This is a genomic window from Cytobacillus sp. S13-E01, assembly GCF_029193815.1.
Classification (GTDB): Bacteria; Bacillota; Bacilli; order Bacillales; family Bacillaceae_L; genus Bacillus_BV.
The window spans coordinates 156,362-182,963 of sequence record NZ_JARFVC010000001.1 but is presented as its reverse complement, the minus strand read 5'-3'; the positions used below and the strand labels follow the sequence as shown (position 1 = coordinate 182,963).

Annotated in this window: 21 protein-coding genes; 20 read left to right on the top strand and 1 reads right to left on the bottom strand. The window is 37.7% G+C overall.

The features are described from left to right. Positions 1 to 83 precede the first annotated feature (83 nt). Genes PY093_RS00850 through pyrE form a run of 8 tightly spaced genes read left to right on the top strand, consistent with a single transcriptional unit; the run spans position 84 to position 9,594 of the window. Positions 84 to 989: an aspartate carbamoyltransferase catalytic subunit gene (locus PY093_RS00850; RefSeq protein WP_275643956.1), complete on the top strand. Its 906-nt coding sequence runs from the start codon at positions 84 to 86 to the stop codon at positions 987 to 989. Beyond that, positions 983 to 2,269 (top strand): dihydroorotase, encoded by a 1,287-nt coding sequence (locus PY093_RS00845; RefSeq protein ID WP_275643955.1) that lies wholly within the window; start codon positions 983 to 985, stop codon positions 2,267 to 2,269. Before PY093_RS00850 ends, PY093_RS00845 begins: the two co-directional genes overlap by 7 nt. Continuing rightward, on the top strand, positions 2,266 to 3,366 hold the full coding sequence (locus PY093_RS00840; RefSeq protein ID WP_275643954.1) for a carbamoyl phosphate synthase small subunit: 1,101 nt from the start codon (positions 2,266 to 2,268) through the stop codon (positions 3,364 to 3,366). Before PY093_RS00845 ends, PY093_RS00840 begins: the two co-directional genes overlap by 4 nt. Further along, positions 3,351 to 6,560 carry a carbamoyl-phosphate synthase large subunit gene (gene carB, locus PY093_RS00835; protein ID WP_275643953.1) on the top strand — a complete coding sequence of 1,070 codons (3,210 nt, stop codon included), beginning with the start codon at positions 3,351 to 3,353 and terminating at the stop codon, positions 6,558 to 6,560. The genes PY093_RS00840 and carB overlap by 16 nt, the downstream gene beginning before the upstream one ends. Continuing rightward, positions 6,560 to 7,339 (top strand): dihydroorotate dehydrogenase electron transfer subunit, encoded by a 780-nt coding sequence (locus PY093_RS00830; protein WP_275643952.1) that lies wholly within the window; start codon positions 6,560 to 6,562, stop codon positions 7,337 to 7,339. Before carB ends, PY093_RS00830 begins: the two co-directional genes overlap by 1 nt. Continuing rightward, positions 7,336 to 8,277, top strand: a complete 942-nt coding sequence (locus PY093_RS00825; RefSeq protein WP_275643951.1) for a dihydroorotate dehydrogenase — start codon at positions 7,336 to 7,338, stop codon at positions 8,275 to 8,277. Before PY093_RS00830 ends, PY093_RS00825 begins: the two co-directional genes overlap by 4 nt. Further along, on the top strand, positions 8,249 to 8,965 hold the full coding sequence (gene pyrF, locus PY093_RS00820; protein ID WP_275643950.1) for an orotidine-5'-phosphate decarboxylase: 717 nt from the start codon (positions 8,249 to 8,251) through the stop codon (positions 8,963 to 8,965). The genes PY093_RS00825 and pyrF overlap by 29 nt, the downstream gene beginning before the upstream one ends. Then, on the top strand, positions 8,962 to 9,594 hold the full coding sequence (gene pyrE, locus PY093_RS00815) for an orotate phosphoribosyltransferase (RefSeq protein ID WP_275643949.1): 633 nt from the start codon (positions 8,962 to 8,964) through the stop codon (positions 9,592 to 9,594). Before pyrF ends, pyrE begins: the two co-directional genes overlap by 4 nt. Before the next feature lie 117 nt (positions 9,595 to 9,711). On the opposite strand, the gene PY093_RS00810 is transcribed toward pyrE, so the two are convergent. Continuing rightward, positions 9,712 to 11,421, bottom strand: coding sequence for an Rqc2 family fibronectin-binding protein (locus PY093_RS00810; RefSeq protein ID WP_275643948.1), 1,710 nt, complete (start codon positions 11,419 to 11,421; stop codon positions 9,712 to 9,714). A 214-nt stretch (positions 11,422 to 11,635) separates the two neighbouring features. Here PY093_RS00810 and PY093_RS00805 point away from each other — a divergent pair, with 214 nt between their 5' ends. The 12 genes from PY093_RS00805 to pknB all read left to right on the top strand — a co-directional run bounded on the left by PY093_RS00805 (position 11,636) and on the right by pknB (position 26,581). Beyond that, on the top strand, positions 11,636 to 14,314 hold the full coding sequence (locus PY093_RS00805) for a calcium-translocating P-type ATPase, SERCA-type (protein ID WP_275643947.1): 2,679 nt from the start codon (positions 11,636 to 11,638) through the stop codon (positions 14,312 to 14,314). Between the two features lie 408 nt (positions 14,315 to 14,722). Beyond that, positions 14,723 to 15,604, top strand: a complete 882-nt coding sequence (locus PY093_RS00800) for a YicC/YloC family endoribonuclease (RefSeq protein WP_275643946.1) — start codon at positions 14,723 to 14,725, stop codon at positions 15,602 to 15,604. 140 nt (positions 15,605 to 15,744) lie between these two features. Further along, positions 15,745 to 16,008 carry an extracellular matrix/biofilm regulator RemA gene (gene remA, locus PY093_RS00795; protein ID WP_275643945.1) on the top strand — a complete coding sequence of 88 codons (264 nt, stop codon included), beginning with the start codon at positions 15,745 to 15,747 and terminating at the stop codon, positions 16,006 to 16,008. A 15-nt stretch (positions 16,009 to 16,023) separates the two neighbouring features. Further along, positions 16,024 to 16,638 (top strand): guanylate kinase, encoded by a 615-nt coding sequence (gene gmk / locus PY093_RS00790; RefSeq protein ID WP_275643944.1) that lies wholly within the window; start codon positions 16,024 to 16,026, stop codon positions 16,636 to 16,638. 2 nt (positions 16,639 to 16,640) lie between these two features. Beyond that, positions 16,641 to 16,874, top strand: a complete 234-nt coding sequence (gene rpoZ / locus PY093_RS00785; protein WP_275643943.1) for a DNA-directed RNA polymerase subunit omega — start codon at positions 16,641 to 16,643, stop codon at positions 16,872 to 16,874. A 315-nt stretch (positions 16,875 to 17,189) separates the two neighbouring features. Beyond that, positions 17,190 to 18,395: a bifunctional phosphopantothenoylcysteine decarboxylase/phosphopantothenate--cysteine ligase CoaBC gene (gene coaBC, locus PY093_RS00780; protein ID WP_275643942.1), complete on the top strand. Its 1,206-nt coding sequence runs from the start codon at positions 17,190 to 17,192 to the stop codon at positions 18,393 to 18,395. Continuing rightward, positions 18,392 to 20,806, top strand: a complete 2,415-nt coding sequence (gene priA / locus PY093_RS00775; RefSeq protein WP_275643941.1) for a primosomal protein N' — start codon at positions 18,392 to 18,394, stop codon at positions 20,804 to 20,806. The genes coaBC and priA overlap by 4 nt, the downstream gene beginning before the upstream one ends. Positions 20,807 to 20,917: 111 nt before the next feature. Further along, positions 20,918 to 21,391: a peptide deformylase gene (def, locus tag PY093_RS00770; RefSeq protein ID WP_275643940.1), complete on the top strand. Its 474-nt coding sequence runs from the start codon at positions 20,918 to 20,920 to the stop codon at positions 21,389 to 21,391. 8 nt (positions 21,392 to 21,399) lie between these two features. Further along, the gene (gene fmt, locus PY093_RS00765) at positions 21,400 to 22,350 is read left to right on the top strand and encodes a methionyl-tRNA formyltransferase (RefSeq protein ID WP_275643939.1); all 951 of its coding nucleotides are present in this window, start codon (positions 21,400 to 21,402) and stop codon (positions 22,348 to 22,350) included. After that, the gene (gene rsmB, locus PY093_RS00760) at positions 22,343 to 23,686 is read left to right on the top strand and encodes a 16S rRNA (cytosine(967)-C(5))-methyltransferase RsmB (RefSeq protein ID WP_275643938.1); all 1,344 of its coding nucleotides are present in this window, start codon (positions 22,343 to 22,345) and stop codon (positions 23,684 to 23,686) included. Before fmt ends, rsmB begins: the two co-directional genes overlap by 8 nt. Before the next feature lie 169 nt (positions 23,687 to 23,855). Beyond that, on the top strand, positions 23,856 to 24,605 hold the full coding sequence (locus PY093_RS00755) for a Stp1/IreP family PP2C-type Ser/Thr phosphatase (protein WP_275643937.1): 750 nt from the start codon (positions 23,856 to 23,858) through the stop codon (positions 24,603 to 24,605). Between the two features lie 5 nt (positions 24,606 to 24,610). Further along, the gene (pknB, locus tag PY093_RS00750; RefSeq protein ID WP_275643936.1) at positions 24,611 to 26,581 is read left to right on the top strand and encodes a Stk1 family PASTA domain-containing Ser/Thr kinase; all 1,971 of its coding nucleotides are present in this window, start codon (positions 24,611 to 24,613) and stop codon (positions 26,579 to 26,581) included. Positions 26,582 to 26,602: the final 21 nt, after the last annotated feature.

Genomic DNA, 26,602 nt, shown 5'->3' with positions numbered 1-26,602 from the left:
AAACACCCTGACTTAGTTAAAGGTCAGGGTGTTTTTATATAATTAAAAATATGCATAACAACCATGAACAGGGGGCTAACTGAATGCAACATCTCTTAAAAATGACTGACTTATCAATAGAAGAAATCAATGACATATTAACAGATGCTGATCTTTTTTCCTTAGGTAAAGGCTGGATGGTTAATGAACAAACATTCGTAGCAAACTTATTTTTTGAGCCTAGTACTCGAACAAAGTTTAGCTTTGAGGTAGCCGAAAAGAAAATTGGTTTAGATGTTTTAAATTTTGAAGCTGAAACATCAAGTGTTCAAAAAGGTGAAAGTTTGTATGACACAGTTCGAACATTACAGGCTCTAGGTGCTAAAGCAGTAGTCATTCGTCACCCAGAGGATCACTATTTTGAAAAGCTTCGTGGGAAAATTGAGATACCAATTTTAAATGCAGGAGATGGTTGTGGTCATCACCCTACTCAATCTTTATTAGATTTATTAACGATAAAACAAGAGTTTACTAGATTTGAAGGTTTGCAGGTAGCGATTATTGGTGATATTCGCCATAGTCGAGTAGCGCGTTCAAATGCTGAGGCAATAACAAGATTAGGTGCAAAGGTTGTCTTTTCAGCTCCTGAAAAATGGCAGGACCAAACAAACCCATATGGTTATTATGTCGACATTGATGAAGCAACAGAAACTTCCGATGTTGTGATGTTGTTGAGAATTCAGCATGAACGACATATCGAAGCCATGGAACAATCAGCCCAAGATTACCACGAGTCATATGGATTGACTATTGAAAGAGAACAGAAAATGAAATCAGGAAGTATTATTATGCACCCAGCTCCCATTAATCGGGATGTTGAAATTGCAAGTCAACTTGTAGAATGCGAGCGTTCTAGAATCTTTAAGCAAATGGAAAATGGGGTATACATTCGTATGGCGGCATTAAAACGCGCACTACTATCAGTTCAAGGAGGAGTTGCAGTATGGTAAAACTATTAAAAAATGGGAAATGGATAAATTCGAATGGTGTAGTAGAACAAGTTGAGATAAAAATTGTAGAAGACATCATAACAGAGATTGGTCTAGGTCTAGATGCGAGTAACACCGAAATCATCGATCTTGACGGTAAGTTTATTTCACCAGGCTTTATAGATTTGCATGTGCACCTGAGAGAACCTGGTGGAGAGCAGAAGGAAACAATTGAAACAGGTACACTTGCTGCTGCAAAAGGTGGGTTTACAACAATTGCTGCAATGCCAAATACTAGACCTGTACCAGATACAAAAGAGCAAATGGACTGGTTAACAAAACGAATTATCGAAACTGGCCATGTAAATGTATTACCGTATGCTGCTATTACAACTAGACAGCTAGGCGAAGACTTAACAGATATGAAAGCACTTAAAGAAGCAGGCGCATTTGCGTTTACAGATGATGGTGTTGGTGTTCAATCAGCCGCAATGATGCTAAAAGCAATGAAAGAAGCAGCAAAAGTAGGAATGGCAATCGTGGCACATTGTGAAGAAAACACACTCATTAATAAGGGGAGTGTACATGAGGGCGAGTATTCAAAAAAGTATGAGCTAAATGGCATCCCATCAGTATGTGAATCAGTACATATTGCTAGAGATATCTTATTAGCAGAAGCGGCAGGGTGTCATTACCATGTCTGTCATATCAGTACGAAAGAATCGGTTAGGGTCGTTAGAGACGCAAAACGTGCTGGTATTCATGTTACGGCAGAGGTCTCTCCTCATCATCTACTTTTATGTGATGAGGATATTCCAGGGTTAGACACAAATTTTAAAATGAACCCTCCTTTAAGAGGTAATGCGGACCGTGCTGCACTCCGTGAAGGATTGTTAGATGGAACAATTGATTTTATTGCAACTGACCATGCGCCACATACGCTTAAAGAAAAAGCGGAAGGGATGAAGCTTGCTCCTTTTGGGATTGTGGGACTAGAAACTGCATTTCCATTAATGTATACGCACTTTGTTGAAACAAATCTTATCTCATTAGAACAACTTGTAAGCTTTTTAACTAGCAAACCAGCAGACACTTTTGGGTTACCTTTTGGAAAGTTAGAGGTTGGTAGAAAAGCGGATTTGACAGTAATTGATTTAACGAAAGAAGAAGAAATTGATCCCTCAACCTTTTTATCTAAAGGTAAAAATACACCTTTTACAGGCTGGAAATGTAAAGGCTGGCCTGTTATGACATTTGTTAACGGAAAGCTAGTTTGGGAGAAAGGGAGTGTCACAGTATGAAACGACAATTAATTTTAGAGGATGGAACCATTTTTGTGGGTGAAGGTTTCGGTAGTGAGGTTCAAACAGTAGGTGAAGTTGTTTTTAATACCGGGATGACAGGCTATCAAGAAATACTATCTGATCCATCATATTGTGGTCAAATCGTGACCCTAACCTATCCGCTTGTTGGTAACTATGGTATAAATCGGGATGATTTTGAAGCGATTACCCCTGCAATTCAAGGCTTTATTGTAAAGGAAGTATGTGATCATCCTTCAAATTTTAGAAATCAATTTAGCTTAGATGAATTCTTTAAAACAAAAAACATACCTGGGCTTGCGGGAATAGATACAAGAAAGCTAACTAGGATCATTCGACAATACGGGACATTAAAAGGCGCTCTATGTGGAATGGATGTAAATGTTGATGAGATTATTGCAAAACTTAAAGGAGAAATTTTACCTACAAACCAAGTTGAACAGGTTTCGACTAAGAGTGCCTATCCAAGTCCTGGGCGCGGACACCGTGTTGTATTAGTAGACTTTGGAATGAAGCATGGCATCTTGCGCGAATTAAACAAAAGGGATTGTGACGTGATTGTTGTACCATATAATGTGACAGCAGATGAAATTCTTCGTTTAAGTCCTGACGGTATTATGCTTAGTAATGGACCTGGGGACCCAAAGGATGTTAAAGAAGCTATTGAAATGGTTAATGCTGTACTTGGTAAGGTTCCGTTGTTCGGGATTTGCCTTGGACATCAATTGTTTGCCCTTGCAAATGGCGCTGATACAGAAAGATTAAAGTTTGGTCATCGTGGTTCAAACCATCCTGTTAAGGATTTAGCAACTGGAAAGGTTGCCATTACTTCACAAAATCATGGCTACACCGTTAATGAAGCATCTTTACTTAATACGAAACTAAAGGTTACACATATTGCTTTAAATGATGGAACAGTAGAAGGTTTACGTCACCTAGAATATCCAGCATTTACAGTCCAATACCATCCAGAGGCTTCACCTGGACCAGAAGACGCAAATCATTTATTTAACGAATTCTTACAAATGATCGAGACTTTTAAGAAAGCAGGGGAAAAATTATGCCAAAACGTTTAGACATTAACAGTATTCTTGTGATAGGTTCAGGTCCAATTGTGATAGGGCAAGCAGCTGAATTCGACTATGCAGGAACACAAGCTTGTGTAGCACTAAAGGAAGAAGGCTATAAAGTCATTTTGGTTAACTCAAACCCTGCAACTATCATGACAGATACGCAAATTGCAGACGAAGTCTATATTGAGCCACTAACACTAGAATTTGTTAGTAGAATTATTCGTAAGGAAAGACCTGACGCGTTACTCCCAACATTAGGTGGCCAAACAGGGTTAAATCTAGCTGTAGAACTTGCTAAATCAGGTGTTCTTGACGAATGTGGAGTGGAGATATTAGGTACGAAGCTTTCTTCAATAGAACAAGCTGAAGACCGTGATCTATTCAGAACTTTAATGAATGAGTTAAATGAACCGGTTCCAGAAAGCGATATTATCCATACGCTTGAAGAAGCTTACAAGTTTGTTCAACATGTTGGATACCCAGTCATTGTTCGTCCAGCTTACACTTTAGGTGGTACAGGTGGGGGGATTTGTGAAAATGAGGAAGAGCTTATTGAAATCGTCACTAGTGGATTGAAAAGCAGTCCTGTAAATCAATGCTTACTAGAAAAAAGTATTGCTGGCTTTAAAGAAATTGAATATGAAGTGATGCGTGATTCAGCTGATAACGCAATTGTTGTCTGTAATATGGAAAATATTGATCCAGTAGGTGTTCACACAGGCGATTCCATTGTGGTTGCACCAAGCCAAACATTAAGTGATCGTGAATATCAAATGCTGCGTAATACATCATTAAAAATCATTAGAGCTCTTAAAATCGAAGGGGGCTGTAACGTTCAATTAGCCTTAGATCCGTACAGTTTTAACTATTATATTATTGAAGTAAATCCACGGGTAAGCAGGTCGTCAGCACTGGCTTCAAAAGCAACAGGCTATCCAATTGCAAAATTGGCAGCAAAAATAGCAGTGGGCTTAACATTAGATGAAATGATCAATCCTGTTACAGAAAAATCCTATGCTTGCTTTGAACCAGCTTTAGACTATGTTGTAACGAAAATTCCACGATGGCCATTTGATAAATTTGAGTCAGCCAATAGGAGACTTGGTACTCAAATGAAAGCAACCGGTGAGGTAATGGCAATTGGTAGAAATTTTGAAGAGTCAATCTTAAAAGCGGTTCGTTCTTTAGAATTTAATGTCTATCACCTTGAGCTAAAAGACGGAGAACAAATCAACGATGAAACGATTGAAAAACGTATACGTAAAGCAGGGGATGAGCGTTTATTTTACATTGCCGAGAGCTTACGTCGCGGCGTGACAATTGAAACCATTCATAATTGGAGTGAAATCGACTTATTTTTCCTTCAAAAACTCGAAAACATAATAAGCTTTGAGAATGAATTAACGACTAATGTTCACAATCTAGATGTACTTTTAAAAGCTAAGAAAATGGGATTTGCAGATTCAGCCATTGCCAAACTGTGGAACTGTAGCGAACGAGAAATATATGAATTTAGAAAACAAGCTGGGCTAATGCCTGTCTATAAAATGGTTGACACTTGTGCTGCAGAGTTTGAATCCTCAACACCTTACTTCTATGGAACATATGAGGAAGAAAACGAATCGATCGTGACAGACCGAAAAAGTGTTGTCGTTTTAGGATCTGGACCCATTCGAATCGGCCAAGGAATTGAATTTGATTATGCAACCGTACATTCTGTATGGGCGATTAAAGAGGCTGGTTATGAGGCCATTATCGTAAATAATAATCCAGAAACTGTTTCGACAGATTTCTCCATTTCTGACAAGCTTTATTTTGAACCATTAACGATTGAGGATGTTATGCACATTATTGAGTTAGAAAATCCGATTGGGGTAGTTGTCCAATTTGGTGGGCAAACGGCTATTAATCTTGCAAGTGAACTATCAGCAAGAGGGGTAAAGCTTTTAGGAACCTCACTTGAGGACATGGACAGGGCTGAGGATCGGGACAAGTTTGAACAAGCGCTATCTATCCTAGGTGTGCCACAACCAAAAGGTAAAACGGCGACATCTGTTCTTGAAGCTGTTGTAATAGCTGAGGCAATTGGGTATCCAGTTCTTGTGAGACCTTCTTATGTACTTGGCGGTCGAGCAATGGAAATTGTTTATCAAACTGAAGAACTATTACATTACATGAAAAATGCAGTAAATGTGAATCCGCAGCATCCTGTCTTAATTGATCGTTACCTGATCGGAAAAGAAATCGAAGTAGATGCGATATCTGATGGCGAGACGGTGTTAATACCAGGTATTATGGAACATATTGAACGTGCAGGTGTCCATTCAGGAGATTCTATCGCAGTCTACCCATCACAAAGTTTGTCAGAGGAAGTAAAACAACAAATTATAGATTACACAATTACTCTTTCGAGAGGGTTAAAAATAAAAGGTTTGCTTAACATCCAGTTTGTCGTGTACAAAGGGGAAGTCTTAGTACTTGAAGTAAACCCAAGGTCAAGTAGAACAGTACCTTTCTTAAGTAAAATAACTGGCATTCCAATGGCGAACATTGCCACAAAGGTGATTTTAGGAACTAGTTTACTAGACTTAGGCTACACTACAGGCCTTCACCCAGAAAGTGAAGGAGTGTATGTAAAAGTCCCAGTATTCTCGTTTGCAAAGCTACGCGGTGTTGACATCACGCTCGGACCTGAAATGAAATCAACAGGGGAAGTAATGGGCAAGGATTCAACGTTAGAGAAGGCTTTATATAAAGGGTTGGTTGCGGCTGGATTTAAAATTCCTACTTATGGATCTGTGTTATTAACAGTTGCTGATAAGGATAAGGAAGAAGCATTAGAGATTGCAAGACGCTTCCATATGATTGGCTATCGTATCCTAGCAACAAGTGGTACAGCTAATTACTTAGGGCAAGCAAATATTCCTGCTCAAGTTGTAAATAAAATTGGAACTGAAAAACCCAATCTGCTGGATGTAATTCGTCAGGGTGAAGCGCAGTTTGTTATTAATACACTAACAAAAGGGAAGCAACCTGCACGTGATGGCTTTAGAATACGTCGTGAATCAGTCGAAAATGGTGTTGCCTGCTTAACTTCATTGGACACTGCAAAAGCGATTTTACGAGTACTAGAATCGATGACTTTTTCAACTGAATCAATGCCGTCATTTATGAAAAGTCCTGAGGTGGTTTATTAATGATAAAAAAAGAACTGATGAAAGTTGTGAAACAGGAGACAATTGCAGAAAACATATATGAAATGACGCTTGAAGGTAATCTAGTGAGTGAGATGAATCAACCAGGCCAGTTTGTTCATGTAAAGGTAACTGGTGGTTCTGAGCCATTACTACGTCGTCCGATCAGTATTGCAAATATTGATCATCAACATAATCAGTTTACAATGATATACAGAAGGGAAGGACACGGAACGCGAGTCCTTTCTGAAAAAGAAGCGGGAATTCAAGTTGATGTATTAGGCCCTTTAGGTAACGGCTTCCCAGTAGAAGCTACTGACAAGGGAGAAACAGCTATGTTAGTAGGAGGAGGCATAGGTGTTCCTCCATTATATGAACTGTCCCAACAATTAGTTGCAAAAGGTGTAAATGTCATCCATGTATTGGGCTTCCAAACGGAGAGTGCAGTGTTTTACGAAGAGCAATTTTCATTACTAGGAGAAACATATATTGCAACTGTAGATGGGTCATATGGATCAAAGGGATTTATAACAGATGTTATCACTAATTTTGGCTTACAATTTGACACTCTTTACTCCTGTGGTCCAACGATGATGCTAAAAGCATTGGAACAAAGATATGCTGATAAAAGAGCATATATTTCCTTAGAAGAACGCATGGGATGTGGAGTTGGTGCATGCTTTGCTTGTGTTTGTCATCTTCAAAATGATCCAAATGGCTTTACGTATAAAAAAGTATGTAGTGATGGACCAGTATTTAAGGTAGGTGAGGTGGTCATATGACAAGATTACAAATTGAATTACCAGGTCTTTCATTAAAAAATCCAATTATGCCTGCATCAGGATGTTTTGGATTTGGAAAAGAATACGCCAAGTTTTATGACCTAAGCCTACTCGGTGCAATTATGATCAAAGCAACAACACTTGAACCCCGTTTTGGTAATCCAACCCCTCGTGTTGCTGAAACAACTTCAGGGATGCTTAATGCGATTGGGTTACAAAACCCAGGTTTAAATAAGGTTGTGTCAGAGGAATTACCATGGTTAGAGCAACATGATGTTCCTATTATTGCAAACGTTGCTGGTTCACAAGTAGACGACTATGTTGAGGTTGCTAGCCGACTTTCCAAAGCTTCTAATGTAAAAGCCTTAGAGCTTAATGTATCGTGTCCAAATGTAAAAACGGGCGGAATTGCTTTTGGAACAATTCCCGAAGTTGCCGCAGAGCTAACGAAACAGGTGAAGGCTGTATCTGATGTCCCTGTATATGTTAAGCTTTCACCAAATGTAGCTAATATCGTAGACATGGCAAAAGCTGTTGAAGAAGCGGGAGCAGACGGGTTAACGATGATCAATACGCTAGTTGGTATGAAACTAAATCTTAAAACAGCCAAACCAATACTTTCGAATAAGACAGGTGGTTTGTCAGGACCAGCTATAAAACCAGTAGCAATCAGAATGGTTTATGAGGTAAGTCAAGCAGTCTCTATTCCGATTATTGGGATGGGCGGTGTGCAAACAGCTGAAGATGTAATTGAATATCTTTATGCAGGAGCGAGTGCGGTTGCAGTAGGTACTGCGAACTTCGTTAACCCATTCGTTTGTCCAACTATTATTGAAGACTTACCAAGCCTTCTTGATGAATTAGAAATTGATCAAATCTCAGAATGTGTTGGAAGGAGCTGGGGGAAGCATGCAAAGACCGTTAATTATAGCTCTTGATTTTCCAAGTAGTATCGAAGTTAAAGAGTTTTTAAGACATTTTGATCAACAACAACTATTTGTAAAAGTAGGAATGGAGCTTTTTTATCAAGAAGGACCAAGTATTATTACGTATTTAAAAGAACAAGGTCACTCAATCTTCTTAGATTTAAAGCTTCACGATATCCCAAATACGGTAAGATCCGCAATGAAAGGTCTAGCTAAACTAGGTGTCGATATTATTAATGTTCATGCTGCTGGAGGCACTGCAATGATGCAAGCAGCTGTAGAAGGTTTAGAAGAAGGAACACCAGCTGGAAAAAAGCGACCTTTATGTATAGCGGTCACTCAACTGACAAGTACGTCAGAAAAGGTAATGAAGGAAGAAATATGGATTGAAAAAAAACTAGCTGATACGGTTCTTCACTACGCTTCTCTTGCAAAAAAAAGTGGCTTAGATGGAGTTGTGTGTTCTTCCCTGGAAGTACCTACTATTGTGGAGATTCTGGGTAAGGATTTTATAACGGTTACTCCTGGTATTAGACTAGCAACAGATGCTATTGGAGATCAAGAGAGAGTTGTATCACCTGAGACCGCAAGAAACCTAGGTTCAACTGCTATTGTGGTCGGAAGAAGCATTACAAAAGCAAATCAACCTATTCAAGTCTATCGTCAATTTATTTCTGATTGGGAAGGGGTAACAATATGAAAAAGCACATCGCCGCACATTTATTAGAAATAGGGGCAGTATTTTTACAGCCTAACGATCCATTTACATGGTCATCAGGCTTAAAATCTCCGATATACTGTGATAACCGCCTAACCCTATCCTATCCAGCTGTGCGAAAGGAAATCGCCCAAGGCTTATCACAGCTTATCCAGACTCATTTTAAAGAGGTAGATGTAATTGCAGGAACAGCAACAGCTGGAATCCCACACGCAGCATGGGTAAGTGACCTACTTGACCTTCCTATGTGCTACGTACGTAGTAAAGCTAAAGGGCATGGTAAAGGAAATCAAATTGAAGGTAAGATTGCAGAGGGGCAAAAGGTTGTAGTAGTAGAGGATTTGATTTCAACGGGTGGAAGTGCGATCACGGCTGCGCTCGCATTACGGGAAGCTGGTTGTGAAGTGCTTGGTGTTGTCTCAATCTTTACATATGGCCTAGAAGCGGGAGTGACAAAGCTAGCTGATGCAAATATTAAAGCATACGCATTGAGTGACTATCCTTCATTAGTAGAAGTTGCATTAGAAAAGAAGGTTATTTCTAATGACGACTTTGATAAATTAGAAAGTTGGAGAAAAGATCCTTCAGATGAAAGTTGGATTTCTAAATAGCGAAAAAAGAGTTGAGAACCTAGTTTCTCAACTCTTTTTAACAAAGTAATGATAACTTTTGTTTTAGTGTTTTGCTCTGGGAGCCAGAATGAAGGTACCCAGAGTTTTGTTTTCGGATTACTTTTTCATTTTAATTACTAGTTCTTCATCAGGAGTTACAAATACAGTTTGTTGATTGTCATAGATAACATAACCCGGTTTTGAACCGCTAGGTTTTTTAACATGCCGAATCAATGTAAAGTCTACTGGTACAGAAGAAGATTTCTTTGCTTTACTAAAATAGGCTGCTAAATTAGCTGCTTCTAGTAATGTTTCCTGTGACGGGTTTTTACTACGAATAACAACATGAGACCCGGGAATATCCTTCGTATGAAGCCAAACATCATCACGAGCGGCAAGGCGGTTTGTTAGATATTCATTTTGGTTGTTGTTTTTACCCACAAGAATTTCAGTACCATCGTTTGCCTGATATTGTTCGATTACCGGCTTTTGTGGTTTATTTTTCTTTTGCCCTTTTTTCTGACGACCACGTAAATACCCTTCTTCGATTAGTTCTACGCGTATTTCTTGGAGGTCTTTTGGAGAAGCAGATTCAATTTGTTGAAATAGTGAATCAAAATAAATGATCTCCTCCTTTGTTTTCTCAATTTGATCCTTTACAATCGCGACAGACTTCTTTGCTTTCTGGTATTTTAAAAAATAGCTTTGAGCATTTTCTGATGGTGACTTTTGTGGATTTAAGTCAATAATCATTGTTTGATTGTTTTCATCATAATAGTTAATTACTTCTACCTGAGTTTGTCCTCGTGTAATAGCATATAAATTAGCGGTAATTAATTCTCCACGTAATTGGTATTTGTCTGCTTTTTCAGCGTCATTTAAGGTGGCCTCAAGTTTTTTAATCTTTTTCTTATTTTTACTTAATTCATTAACAATAAACCGTTCTAAATCATTACCTTGTTGTTTAACTCGGTCCCGCTCAGCTTTACCGTAGTAGTATCGATCCAGTAGCTCACTTATAGAAGAAAAATGTTGTGATTCTCCCTCAAGATGTGAAAGTGTTAGGACATAGAAAATCTCTTTATTTCCTTTTCTAATGATTTGTGGTTGAAACTGACCATACTTAACTTGATCCATTAAGGAAATGAAGGCATCTGGAAGAGTTTTACGATTAGCTAGTCCAGCCCTATAAACAGCTTCATTAGCAAGTAATGGTGATACACCTGCAAACTTATTAACGATTTGTTCGCTTAGTTTTCCAGCGTTGTAGTCAATCTGCTTACTGAATGTCTCATGGTCAACTGTCAATGGGTTAGTTTTATCCTGCTCAGGTGGTGAAATATAGGGATGCCCTGGTAGGATAGTACGATGCCTATTGACGGCCAGTGAAACATGTTTAATACTATCAAAAATCATTTGTTTGTCTTTATCGATTAAGATGATATTACTATGTCGGCCCATAATCTCAACAATTAACTGTTTATAGGATATATCACCGATTTCGTTTCTACTTTTAATTGTAAAAACAATTAAACGGTCAATTCCAACTTGGGTGATGTCTTCAATAATACTGCCTTCTAAATGTTTTCTTAGAAGCATGCAAAACATTGGTGGTTCACTTGGATTATCATAAGTGCCTTCCGTTAAATGTAGCCTGGCATAACTAGGATGTGCTGATAGTAGAAGCTTATGATTTTTACCTTTTGCTCGGATTTGAAAAATAAGCTCGTTTTTATATGGCTGATATATTTTTGATATTCTTCCATTTTCTAACATTGCCTTAAGTTCCATTGTAATTGCGTTTGTGAAAATGCCATCAAAGGACATAGTGAACACCCATTTCTCATTTTAGTACGTTTTTAAGTCACACCTAACATTACCATTTTAAGTAGTGTTTCGACCATCAAAAACTCCAATTATTAAACGATTAATAATCACTCATTAAAAAGTATAGCATTTTTTGGGACGAGGCTGAATAAGCTTTCATAGAGATTAGTCATCATAGACGAAGATTTTTTTGTGAGGGGTGTGTGGTGGTTGGATGAATTGGTATGAAATGAGAAACGAAGAAATTGAGGAGAAAATTAACACTGATTTTCAAGAAGGTTTGTCAGATAAGGAAGTTCAGCTAAGACAAAGACAGCTTGGTTTTAATGAACTTAAGGAGGCTGAAAGACCATCTGCTTTGCTTGTGTTCTTAGAGCAGTTTAAAGATTTTATGGTTGTTGTATTGCTAGCCGCTACCCTTATTTCTGGACTTTTAGGAGAGTATATAGATGCAATCGCAATCATGGCCATCGTTCTAATAAATGGTATTTTAGGTTTTTTCCAAGAGCGTAAGGCTGAAAAATCGCTTCATGCATTAAAGGAATTATCGGCACCGCAAGTTTTTGTATTGAGAAATAAACAATGGGTTCGGATTCCGTCGAGAGAGGTCGTACCTGGGGATGTTGTTAAGTTTACAAGTGGAGATAGAATTGGTGCAGACATAAGAATTATTGATGCGAAAAGTTTAGAAATAGAAGAATCTGCATTAACAGGTGAATCTGTGCCGGTGCCAAAGTTTGTTGAGCCTATCACTGGTGATAATGTCAATATAGGTGATCAGGAAAATATGGCGTTTATGGGTACATTGGTAACGAGGGGAAGTGGTATCGGTGTTGTTGTAGCCACTGGTATGAATACGGCCATGGGACAAATTGCTGATTTATTACAATCTGCAGAAACGATGATAACACCTTTACAACGAAAGCTAGAACAATTAGGGAAAATTTTAATTTCTGTTGCACTCGTATTAACTGCATTAGTCGTTATAGTAGGCGTTTTACAAGGTCATGATCTATATACGATGTTTTTAGCAGGAGTGTCCTTAGCTGTTGCAGCCATCCCAGAAGGGCTTCCAGCTATTGTGACTGTTGCACTTTCCTTAGGTGTACAACGTATGATTAAAAAGAATGCGATCGTTAGGAAACTTCCTGCTGTAGAAACACTTGGCTGTGCTTCTGTTATATGTTCAGATAAAACAGGAACATTAACACAAAATAAAATGACTGTTACACATCTTTGGTCTAGCGGAAATACGTGGCAGGTTAGTGGGACAGGATATGATCCTAACGGAAGCTTTTATACAGCAGAACAAGAAATTAATCCAAAGAACGAGAAGGCTGTACATCAAATACTCACCTTTGGCCTATTATGTAATAACGCTGAATTGTTAATGAAGAAGGACGAATATGTAGTTGATGGAGATCCTACAGAAGGTGCCTTACTTGTTGCCGGTTTAAAAGCTGGACTAACAAGAGCACTATTGCAAACAGAATTTAAATTAATTCATGAGTTTCCGTTTGATTCAACTAGAAAAATGATGAGTGTAGTCGTAGAGGATAGTACCGGTAAACAATTTGTGATTACAAAGGGAGCACCTGATGTATTATTAAATGTGAGCCAATCAATTTTATGGGATAACAAACAGCAATATTTATCTTCGGAGTATCAAAATGAGGTAAAAACTGCTATTGATACTTTAGCTGGGCAAGCGCTTCGTACAATTGCGATTGCATTTAAACCAATTAATTCTAATCAAAAAATGATCAATGAAAATGAAGCTGAAAAAGATCTTACATTTATTGGCTTGCAAGGGATGATTGATCCTCCACGTCCAGAAGTAAAAGCTGCTGTTAAGGAATGTAAACAAGCAGGAATAAAAACGGTTATGATTACAGGTGACCATGCTATAACAGCAAAGGCTATCGCAACACAGCTTGGAATTTTACCAATGGGTGGCAAGGTCCTTGATGGCTACACCTTATCAAAAATGACAGTCGAGGAATTAGAAGAAATAGTTGAGGACGTATATGTGTTTGCAAGGGTTTCTCCAGAACATAAATTAAAGATTGTCAAAGCGCTGCAAAAGAAAGGTCACATTGTTGCCATGACAGGCGATGGAGTAAATGACGCACCAGCTATTAAAGCTTCAGATATTGGAATTGCTATGGGAATAACTGGTACAGATGTTGCTAAAGAAGCATCTTCACTTGTTTTATTAGATGATAATTTTGCAACGATTAAAGCAGCTATTAAAGAAGGAAGAAATATTTATGAGAACATTAGAAAATTTATCAGATACCTGCTGGCATCAAATGTTGGTGAAATTCTTGTCATGTTATTTGCGATGCTGTTAGGGCTTCCTTTACCCTTAGTAGCGATACAAATTCTTTGGGTCAACCTTGTAACAGATGGGCTTCCCGCAATGGCACTAGGGCTAGATCAAGCAGAAGATAATGTCATGAAACGTAACCCAAGGAATCCGAGAGAGGGAGTATTTTCCCGAGGTTTAGGCTGGAAAGTCATTAGCAGAGGTTTCTTGATTGGTGTTGTAACTTTGGCTGCATTCATGGTTATCTATGACAGGGATCCCAATAACTTAGGGTATGCACAAACCATTGCGTTTGCAACACTCGTATTAGCTCAATTAATCCATGTATTTGATTGCAGAAGTGAACGGTCTGTATTTCACAGAAATCCATTTCAAAACAAATATTTAGTCTGGGCAGTTATCTCATCGATGCTATTAATGCTAGTTGTTATCTATTATCCACCATTACAGCCAATATTCCATACTCAATCGATTATACTTCAGGACTGGTTGCTAATTATCGGCCTATCAGCTGTACCAACTTTTTTACTTGCAGGTTCACTTTTAACAACAAAAAGAAAATAGTTTATGGTATAATCCAAAAGGTAGTAGAGTTAACCTCTATTACCTTTTTTTATTGTTAAAGAATTTACAAAATTGTAAGGTTGTGTATAACTTCGTGTCTCTGTCTATCTACGTCTAGCTCCGGGCGCCATCGGACCTGAGGTCATAAGCCAATCCCTTCCCGAAGGCAAAAAACGCCTTCAGTCAGGGCTCGTCTTATGCTTGTCGCCGATAGGCGGGCGCCCTGAGCTTTTCTTATTAATCCGCATTAATTTGCAGTAAGCCCCTTTATAGTTGCTATGGACTGTATAATCTTTGTAAACTAACAGTAACTGTTATCTAGCAGGAAAAAATGATAAAATTAGTAGTATAATGTGTTTCCATTATTATTAGCTTACTTTTGGCATTATTAAGAATGGAAGTGATGAAATGATTGTAAGTATGACAGGATTTGGTCGGGCACATATTGAGTCTAATAACATTTCAGTCACTGCTGAAATAAAATCAGTTAATCACCGTTTTTGTGAAATTATAGTACGAATGCCTAGACATTTGTCTATAATAGAAGATAAAATGAAAAAAGTTATTGGTGAATACGTTCATCGTGGACGAATAGAAGCCTTTTTGACAATAGATGGGGAAAATTTTGTTAAAAGGTCTATACATATAGATTGGACTTTAATGGATAGCTATTTTAATTCATTAAAGCTAACGAAGGATAGGTATTCGCTTGAGTGCGATATCACGTTAGAACAATTGTTTAGTTTAGATGATATTACAACCATAAATGAAATAGAGACTGGAAATGAAGAGATTCATGAAGTTGTTCTTGAAACTCTTAAAAAGGCGTCAAATCAGCTTAAACTGATGAGACAAAGGGAAGGAAAACAGTTGCTTGCTGACATATCTTCTCATCTAAATGACATTAAATATTGTATGAGTTTGATATCAGAAATAGCCCCACAAGTGGTTAGCCAATACCGTGACAGGATATCAAAAAGAGTTAAAGAATTCGTAACTGGGGTAGTTGATGAGGATAGATTATTAGCGGAAGTTGCTATATTTGCAGAAAAAGTTGATATTAGTGAGGAAATAGCTAGAATTAATAGTCATATAACTCAATTTATTGAAACAATACATAATAGTAATAATCGTGTAGTAGGGCGAAAATTAGATTTTTTAGTTCAAGAAATGAACCGCGAAATCAACACAATTGGTTCTAAGGCTAACGATAGTCATATTGCAAACCAAGTGGTCGAGGTTAAAAGTTTATTAGAAAAAATTAAAGAACAAGTGCAAAATATTGAGTAATAAAAGAAAAGTGCAGGGCGCCCTGATTTAGATACCTAAACTAGGTAAAGAATTTTATACTTTCTGATATTTTTAAAAAAGCATGGTTATGATGTGGCTGTCACGGTAAAAATAGATTGTGACATATTAGGGGGAGCTTTATGAGTATCAAATTAATCAATATAGGTTTTGGGAATATTGTTTCAGCTAATCGTATTATTTCGATTGTTAGTCCAGAATCGGCTCCTATTAAGAGGATAGTGCAGGATGCAAGAGACAGGGGGATGCTGATTGATGCAACATACGGTAGGAGAACTCGTGCCGTTATGGTTATGGATAGTGACCATGTTATATTGTCGGCAGTTCAGCCTGAAACTGTTGCACAACGTTTAACTAATAAAGATGATTTAACTGATGAAGGGTAGGATTGATTTCTTATTATGAATGAAAGAGGTTTACTAATTGTTCTTTCAGGACCATCTGGTGTTGGGAAAGGAACCGTAAGAAAAGAAATTTTTTCGCAGCCTGATACAACTTTTCAGTATTCGATATCAATGACGACAAGACAACCTCGTATTGGAGAAGTAGATGGTGTTGATTACTTCTTTAAATCACGAGAAGAGTTTGAAAGATTAATTAAAGAAGATAAACTATTGGAATGGGCAGAGTTTGTTGGGAATTATTATGGTACACCTATTGATTATGTTGAAAAAACATTACAAGAAGGTAAAGATGTCTTCCTGGAAATAGAAGTACAGGGCGCTCTTCAAGTTCGAAAAGCCTTTCCTGACGGATTACTTATCTTTCTAATGCCTCCAAGTTTAAGCGAATTAAAAAACCGAATTGTAACTAGAGGGACTGAAACAGAGGATATAATTAATAACCGTATGAGGGTTGCTAAAGAAGAAATTGAAATGATGGATGCATATGATTATGTTGTTGAAAATGATAAAATTGAGCTTGCGTGTGAACGGATAAAATCAATCGTAACCGCAGAGCATTGTCGTCGCGAACGAGTATCTGGGCGTTATAAAAAAATGATGGGGGTCGAATAAACATGTTATATCCTTCAATTGATTCATTAATGACGAAAGTAGATTCAAAGTATATTTTAGTTACAGTTGCATCAAAAAGAGCACGTAAGATGCAAGATAACAAAGATCAAAAAATTGAAAAGCCACGTTCACATAAGTTTGTGGGTAAGGCTTTAGAAGAAATCCATGCTGGTATACTACATTATACTTCTGATGTAAAAGCCGAGTCAGATACAACGCCTACAACAAGAGCTTAGGGTAGGTTTTAATTTTTACCATAAAATGACAACCTTAAATGAAGGTTGTTATTTTTTTAAAAATTAATATTATCTAAAAATCTGAACTTAGTTTTACTGTCTAGTTCCGGGTGCCATCGGCTCTATGGTATAAGCCAATCCCTTCAGAAGGCAAAAAAGCGCCTTCATTCAGGGCTTGTCTTATGCTTGACTTGCACAGGGATGTGCTGATGTCGATGTTCGCCACAGGACGTGGCGGTTCTTAATCGACGTTCCACGTTACGGCGCCCTGCGCTTTTCAAGTGTTCTCGGACTTTGAGAATGGGGGAAGGAAATGTGCTAACAAATAAAAAGATCGTTTTATGTGTAAGTGGTGGTATTGCGGTTTATAAAGCAGCCGCATTAACAAGTAAATTAACTCAGACAGGGGCACAGGTAAAAGTAATCATGAGCGAATCTGCTGCTAAGTTTGTTACCCCGCTTACATTCCAGGCTTTATCCCGAAATGATGTATATATTGATACGTTTGATGAGAAGAACCCTTCCGTTATCGCCCACATTGATTTGGCAGATTGGGCAGAGCTTGTGATAGTTGCTCCTGCAACTGCAAACGTAATTGGCAAACTGGCTAACGGTATTGCAGATAATATGATTACGACCACCTTACTAGCAACAACTTCACAAGTATGGATTGCACCTGCAATGAATGTACATATGTATGATCATCCCGCCGTTATAAGGAATATAAATACTCTTGTAAAAGATGGGTATAAATTTATTGAACCATCAGAAGGCTATCTTGCTTGTGGTTATGTTGGTAAAGGTAGATTAGAAGAACCAGAAAAAATTGTCGATCTAGTCCTCTCACATTTTACAACTGGTCAACCTTTAAAAGGGAAGAGCATGATTGTCACAGCTGGACCAACTAGAGAAAAAATCGATCCCGTTCGTTTTTTTTCTAACAGGTCAAGTGGAAAAATGGGTTATGCAATTGCTGAAGAGGCAGCACGTGCGGGCGCAGATGTTACGCTCATATCTGGACCAACCTCATTAGCAGACCCGACAAATGTAAAAACAATTCGTATTGAATCAGCTGGCGAGATGCTAGAGCAAGTTGTGACACGATATAGTGAAGCAGACATTGTTGTAAAAACAGCAGCTGTTGCTGACTATCGTCCAAGCACAATACACAATAGTAAAATGAAAAAACAATCTGGCAATCTTTCCATCGAAATGGAACGAACAGTAGATATACTCAAAACACTAGGGGAATCCAAAAAACATCAATTGTTAATTGGATTTGCAGCGGAAACTGATAATATTGAAGAATATGCTAAGAAAAAGCTTACATCTAAAAATTTAGATATGATTGTTGCAAATAATGTAAACCAAGAAGGAGCAGGCTTTGCTGGTGATACAAACATCGTCACACTTTATAAGCGGAATGGGTGCCTTCTTGAGCTACCACTCCTATCTAAGGGTGAAGTTGCGAAAGTAATCATTGATGAAATACAAAAGCTTGTCAATGAGGATGATCGATGAACATAGCAAGTGTAATTGTAGATGTACCAGCAAAACAAACGGACCGCGCATTTGATTATCTTATTCCTGAAAAATGGTTGGGTGTTGTCCAACCAGGAATGAGGGTAGTTGTACCATTTGGGCCAAGAAAAGTACAGGGCTTTGTAATCGCTATAAAAAGCGAATCTGAATTTGCGAAGCTAAAACAAATCCTTTCTATTCTCGATATTTCCCCTGTGTTAAATAAAGAGCTTCTAGATATTGGTTTTTGGCTAACGGAAACGACTCTTTGCTATGCCATATCTGCTTTTCAAGCAATGCTTCCTACGGCAATGAAGGTTAAATACGAAAAGGACATTATTCTATCTGATGACCATTCAGTAACAGATCTTCATGGCGAATTACAGTCATGGTTTAAAGATACACGTATTGTTTCATGGGGTGATATTGAGAAGTCAGATTTGGTAAAACATATTCAAAAAGGTATTCATAATGGAATATTAGAAGTAGTTTATCGAGTAAAGGATCGAGCTAGAAAAAAAGTGATCAGACAAATAGAACCTGCTTTAAGTCCAGTTGACATGCAAGTATTTTTAGAAAAACTAACAATACAGGCTAATAAGCAAAAAGAAGTACTGAACTATATGATTGAAAATCCGCAAAAGGTGGCTGTTAAACAACTTTTAGAAAATATATCTGCCAATGACTCGTCAATTAAATCATTAGTTGATAAGGGTGTATTAAAAGAAACAAAGCTGGAAGTTTATCGTGATCCCTTTGAGGATAAAACGTTTAAACAAACATCGGCCCTTAAGTTAACAGAAGAACAAACTGCCGCAATAACTCCTATACTCAAATCTGTTAATGCTTTGCATCATGACGTATTTTTGATGTATGGTGTTACTGGTAGTGGCAAAACAGAGGTTTACATGCAAGCAATAGATTCTGTGCTAAAACAAGGTAGAGAAGGAATTGTCCTTGTTCCTGAAATTTCGTTGACACCACAAATGGTGAATCGATTTAAGGGTAGATTTGGTTCACAGGTTGCCGTTTTACACAGTGGGCTTTCAACTGGTGAAAAATACGATGAGTGGCGCAAGATTCATCGTAAAGAGGTCCGTTTAGTAGTTGGGGCACGTTCCGCTATTTTTGCACCCTTTGAAAACCTTGGTATTATTATCATTGATGAGGAACATGAAACGAGTTACAAGCAGGAGGATAATCCCCGGTATCATGCTAGGGATGTTGCAATTCAAAGAGGTAAATTCCATAAGTGTCCAATTGTTTTAGGGAGTGCTACTCCGACACTTGAGTCGTTTGCTAGAGCATCTAAAAAAGTGTACAAGCTTCTTACTCTAAAAAAGCGAATGAATGATCGAGATCTACCTAAGGTTGAAGTTATTGATATGCGTGAAGAGTTAAGAAATGGCAATCGCTCGATGTTTTCTGCGCTCTTATTTGAAAAGATCCAGGAAAAGCTTGATAAACGTGAACAATCCGTTTTATTTTTAAACAAGCGAGGGTATTCTTCGTTTGTGATGTGCAGAGATTGTGGCTATGTCATGAACTGTCCACATTGTGATATATCATTAACCTATCATCGTTCAAATCAAAGGTTAAAATGCCATTATTGTGGTTATGAGGAACACTTACCAAGTGTTTGTCCAGAATGCAACAGTGATTATATTCGTTTCTTTGGAACAGGTACTCAAAAGGTTGAAGAGGAATTAGCAAAGATATTTCCCGAGGCTAGGGTTATCAGAATGGATGTTGATACCACTAGTAGAAAAGGCGCCCATGAAAAACTTCTTACTGAGTTCGGTGAAGGGAGAGCTGACATTTTACTTGGAACCCAGATGATTGCTAAGGGTCTTGATTTCCCAAATGTTACGTTAGTTGGTGTACTCACTGCTGATACAATGCTACACCTACCTGATTTTCGAGCTTCGGAAAAGACGTTTCAGTTACTAACACAAGTAAGCGGAAGAGCGGGTCGACATGAGCTACCTGGAGAGGTTGTTATCCAAACGTATACTCCAGAGCATTATAGTGTTACATTAGCGAGTAAACATGATTTTGATCATTTTTATCTTGATGAGATGAGGGTGCGAAAAGCCCATGCCTACCCGCCTTTTTATTTCCTGACACTCGTTACCGTGTCACATCCCGAATTAACAAAGGTAGTAGCAATTACTGAAAAGATTACTGCACACTTAAGAAACCAATTATCTGCTTCAGCGATTATCCTAGGCCCAGTCGCTTCACCAATCCCTAGGATCAATGATAGATATCGTTACCAATGCATGGTAAAATACAAGCTAGAACCAAACTTGACAAGTATTTTAAAGAAAATTGTGGAAAGATATCAGCAAGATATTAGTAAAAATCAACTTACCTTATCAATAGATTTAAATCCTTATATGTTGATGTAATGATGATAATTATAATTTAAAAATATTAAACAAATTTAATCATGTAAAAACTAAAAGTAATAAACGAATAAAGAAAAAATTGCTTATAAATGTATTTATGGAGGATCTATTTTGTCAGCATTAGAGATTGTAGTGTATCCAAATGATATTCTAGAAAAAGAATGTAGTAAGGTTACTGTTTTTAACTTAAGACTTTCGAAATTACTTACTCAAATGTACGAAACAATGGTTGAAGCAGATGGTGTAGGTCTTGCAGCACCACAAATTGGGATATGTGAACAAATTGCGATTGTTGATATTGGTGATGATCATGGTCGAATTGACCTCATAAATCCCTCAATACTTGAAATGCAGGGGGAACAGATTGGTCCTGAAGGCTGCTTAAGTTTTCCGGGCCTTTTTGGCGAAGTAAAAAGAGCAGACTACATAAAAGTACGCGCACAAAATAAACGCGGTAAGATTTATACACTTGAAGCTGAAGGATTTCTAGCGAGAGCAATTCAGCACGAAATAGATCATTTACATGGAGTGCTATTTACAGCTAAAGTTACGCGCTACTATGAAAATGATGAAATTGAAGGGTAGGTATTAAAATGGAAAGAATCGTATTTATGGGAACTCCCGATTTTTCTGTGCCAGTTTTAAGACAATTACTAGATGATGGATATCATGTTGTTGCTGTCGTTACTCAGCCTGATCGTCCAGTAGGCAGAAAACGAGTGTTGACTCCACCACCTGTTAAAGTAGAGGCGGTCAAGCATAGTATACCAGTGCTTCAACCTACTAGAATTCGAGAAGCAAAAGAAGTGAGAAAACTATTAGATTATAAGCCAGATTTAATTGTAACCGCAGCTTTTGGACAAATTTTACCTAATGAAATACTAGAAGCGCCAAAGTTTGGCTGTATTAATGTACATGCATCTTTACTTCCAGAACTACGCGGGGGAGCACCTATCCATTCCTCAATAATTCAAGGTAAAGAAAAAACGGGTATAACAATCATGTACATGGTTGAAAAGCTTGATGCAGGTGATATCTTAACCCAAGTGGAAGTTATGATTGAGGAAAAAGACAATGTCGGATCCTTACATGATAAATTAAGTGCTGCAGGTGCTAAACTGCTGTCAGAAACAATTCCGTTTGTTTTAGCGGGTGATATTCAGCCGATTAAACAAGATGATACCAAAGCTACATTTGCTTCAAACATTAAACGTGAACAAGAAAAAATAGAGTGGAGTAAATCAGGTGAAGAGGTCTACAACCTGATACGTGGACTTAATCCATGGCCTGTGGCATATACAACCTTTAGAGATGATGTAATAAAAATATGGTCGGGGGAAAAAGTGCCTTTTACCAATGAATTACACAAACCAGGTACAATTGTTCAGATTGAACAAGACGGGTTTATCGTTAATACAGGAAGTAATACCGCGATAAAAATAACTGAACTACAGCCTTCAGGTAAAAAAAGAATGCTAACAGAACAATTTTTACGTGGTGCGGATATACAAATTGGAGAAAAGTTAGGCGACTATCATGAGTAAACATAATGTAAGAGAAACAGCTTTAGATATTTTAGTATCAATTGAAAAAAATCAGTCATATAGCAATCTTCTTTTGAACAAAATGATAGAAAAAAACAATATAAAAGGCAAAGATATTGGCCTTTTAACAGAAATGGTTTATGGCTCCATTCAACAGCGTGATCTCCTTGATTTTTATGTAGAACCTTTTCTAAAAAACAAGAAGAAAATTGAACTTTGGGTAAGTATTTTAATTCGTCTATCTGTATATCAAATGTTGTTTTTAGACAGAGTACCAGAACGTGCTATATTTTTTGAAGCCGTTGAGATAGCTAAAAAAAGAGGTCATAAAGGTATTTCTTCAATGGTAAACGGTGTTCTACGAACCATTCAGCGTGAGGGGGTACCATCTTTAAATGAGATCTTAGATCCTACTAAGCGTTTGGCAATTGAGACTAGTCATCCAGAGTGGCTTGTTAAAAGGTGGGTAGAACAGCTAGGTTATGAGGAAACAAAGAAAATGTGTGAAATTAATCTCAAACCACCTGTTCAAACAGCTAGAGTCAATATCTCAAGAACTACCGTTGATGAGCTCTTGCAACAACTAGAGAATGATGGATATAGTGTAAGTAAGGGGGATCTGTCACTAGATAGTATAAAAAGTACAAGTGGCAATCTAGTCCATTCTACTGCATTTAAACAAGGCCTGTTAACAATTCAAGATGAAAGTTCGATGTTAGTTGCCCGTGCACTAGGAGTGTCAATTAACGAAAAAGTGCTCGATAGCTGCGCTGCGCCAGGAGGAAAAACAACGCATATAGCCGAATTACTAAATAATACAGGACAAGTTATTTCCTTAGATTTACATGAACATAAGGTTAGATTAATTGATCAACAGGTGGAGCGTTTACAACTTTCTAATGTAACAACAAAAGCACTCGATAGTCGCAAGGTTAAAGAGCACTTTGTAGAAGAATCGTTTGATAAAATTTTAGTAGATGCCCCGTGTTCTGGCTTTGGGGTAATCAGACGAAAGCCTGATATAAAATTTGCAAAGAAAGAATCTGATATTGAAAATCTAGCAAGGATTCAACTTTCAATCTTACAGGCTGTTTCACCCCTTTTAAAGAAGGGTGGTATACTTGTCTACAGTACGTGTACAATTGACAGAGAAGAAAATACTGATATAATTGAAAAATTTCTTTCAGAAAATAAGGATTTTAGTTATGATCATTCTATTAAGGAAAGGCTACCAGAACGTGTACAACCATATATAGAGGATGGTCAAATTCAAATTTTCCCTCAATATTTTGAAACTGATGGATTTTATATTGCAAGCTTAAAAAAGCAAGTGTAGAAACAACAAAGCCCACCTTGAAGATACAAAATAGGCAAGCAAATCTACATATTTTCTTTTGTATTTAAACAAGTGTTAATGAAACAAGGCAGTAACGTCACAATTAATGTTAAGGCTGCATGTAGGAAGTTACATGCAAAAGAGCGTAAAGAAGAGACGAGGTGAAACAATGAAGACGTTTTTTTTATCTGATAGGGGAAAAGTAAGACAGCATAATGAAGATAGTTGTGGGGTCTTCATTAATAAGGATGGTGACACCCTTGCCATAGTTGCAGACGGTATGGGTGGACACCTTGCTGGTGATGTTGCAAGTGAAATGACGGTTTCAAGCTTAAAACAACTATGGGAAGATTCAAGTACAATGGAATCACCAGAGGTAGCTGAAAAGTGGTTGGAAGAAAATGTGCTGAAGGTTAATGAGATCCTGTATAAGCACTCACAGGATAATATTGATTGTCAAGGAATGGGGACTACGTTCGTGGGTGCGATTTGCACGTCCAAGTTTACGACTATCGGTCACATTGGAGATAGCCGTTGTTACGTTTTAAATGAAATTGGTTTTAAGCAACTTACTGATGATCATACACTGGTTAACGAGTTAGTTCGTTCAGGTCATATCTCGAAGGAAGATGCAGAACATCATCCACGAAAAAATGTTGTTCTTCGTGCTCTTGGAACAGAAATGAATGTGAATATTGATCTCAAAACGATCATCTTAGAAGAAACAGATATCCTTTTATTATGCTCTGATGGTCTATCAAATAAGGTCTCAGAACAAGAAGTGGCTACAATCTTACACTCATCTAATTCCCTAAAGAAAAAGGCAGAGATCCTTGTTTCTTTAGCAAATGATTATGGTGGAGAAGATAATATTACCTTAGTAATAGTTCATTATTCGTCTGAAAGTGAAAGTGGGTGATTGGTATGCTCATTGGTAGACGACTAAGTGGACGATATAAAGTCCTTGAAGTAATAGGTGGAGGAGGCATGGCAAACGTCTATTTAGCAAGGGATATTATCCTTGAAAGAGAGGTAGCAATTAAAATTCTTCGTTTAGATTTTTCAAATGATGAAGAATTTATTAAGCGCTTCAGACGTGAAGCACATGCAGCCACCAGTCTTGCACACCCTAATATCGTAAGTATATATGATGTTGGAGAAGAAGATGACATTTACTACATTGTAATGGAATATGTAGCGGGAAAAACGTTGAAACAATACATACAACTACATGCCCCTCTACATCCTAGAGAAGTATTAAATATTATGGAGCAGCTAACTTCTGCTATCGCACATGCCCATCACAATCGAATTGTACATCGTGATATAAAACCACAAAACATACTAATTGATCATGAGGGCATTGTGAAAGTTACTGATTTTGGAATAGCTGTTGCGTTAAGTTCAACCACCATTACACAAACAAATTCTGTTTTAGGATCTGTTCATTACCTTTCGCCCGAACAAGCACGGGGAGGTATGGCTACAGGTAAGTCTGATATCTACTCGCTAGGAATCGTAATGTTCGAATTACTCACTGGTCGCGTACCATTTTCAGGTGAGTCGGCTGTTTCAATTGCACTTAAGCATCTGCAAACGGAAACCCCTTCTCCTAAGAGGTGGAATTCAACAATACCCCAAAGTGTTGAAAATATCATTCTAAAAGCTACAGCAAAGGATTCATTTTACCGTTATGAGTCTGCAGAAAAAATGGATGAGGACCTTCAAACATCATTACATCCGGACCGATTAAATGAACCTAAATTTAGGATTCCTGAAGATAGCGAGGAAATTACCAAGGCAATTCCTATAATTACAGATCAACATAGTACAAATAAGGGCGATACAATCGTAAGATTCCCAGACAATCATTTGCAAAATGATGTAAATGATAAGAAAAAGGAAAGTAAGCCTAAGAAACGTAATAAAGTTGCTATTTTCATAATAACAACCTTCTTACTTCTAGTAGCTGCTGGAGTTGCAGCGGTAACAATAATCCCGCCCTTAATGCTACCTAAGGACGTACCAGTACCAGATGTTACGAATTTTGCGTACGATGACGCAGAGGACAAATTAGATGCAGCCGGGTTTAAGGTTGGTGAGCCCATCAGACAAGCTCATGATGAAATTGAAGAAGGTTATGTTATTCGCACTAATCCAGAGGCAAATGTTGTGGTCAAAGAAGGACAAACGATTACGATTTATGAAAGCACAGGAAAAGAAAAGGAAGAGTTTGATAATTACGTAGGAAAAATATACAATGATACCGAGCTATTTTTAAGAAATAAGGGTTATCAAGTATCTCCAAACTATGTACATGACGAAACTCAACCAGGAACGATTCTTGATCAATCAGTTGAAGCAGGCGAGATGGTTATTCCTAGTGAAACCGAGGTTGTTTTTGAAGTGAGTCAAGGGCCACAGCCAATTATTTTAGAGGACTTAACTGGGTGGAATCAAAAGTCTGTTAATGCCTTCATAGCATCAAATGAGCTTAAGGAAGAACAACCACCAAAAGAAGAGTACTCAAAAACCGTACCAAAGGGGAGCGTCATATCACAAACACCACCGGCGGGTTCTAAGCTCGGTAAAGGGGATAAGATCCAAATTGTATACTCATTAGGCCCTGAAGAGGAACCTCCCAAAACGGTAGTCAGAACTATAGAAATTCCTTATGAACCTGCCTTTGAAGGTGAAGTTCTTAATGTTAAAATTTATGTGCAGGATGACGAAAATTCGATTACAGAGTTGTATTTGCCACCATTTGATATTGTTGCATCTACAACGAGGGAAATAGAGTTTGTTATTTCACCTGGTAAAAAGGCGAGATATTTAATTCATATAAATGACAAATTTTTTAATGGTGATGAGGTTCCTTATCCAAAAGAGGAATAAGGGAGTACAAGGAGTGAAAAT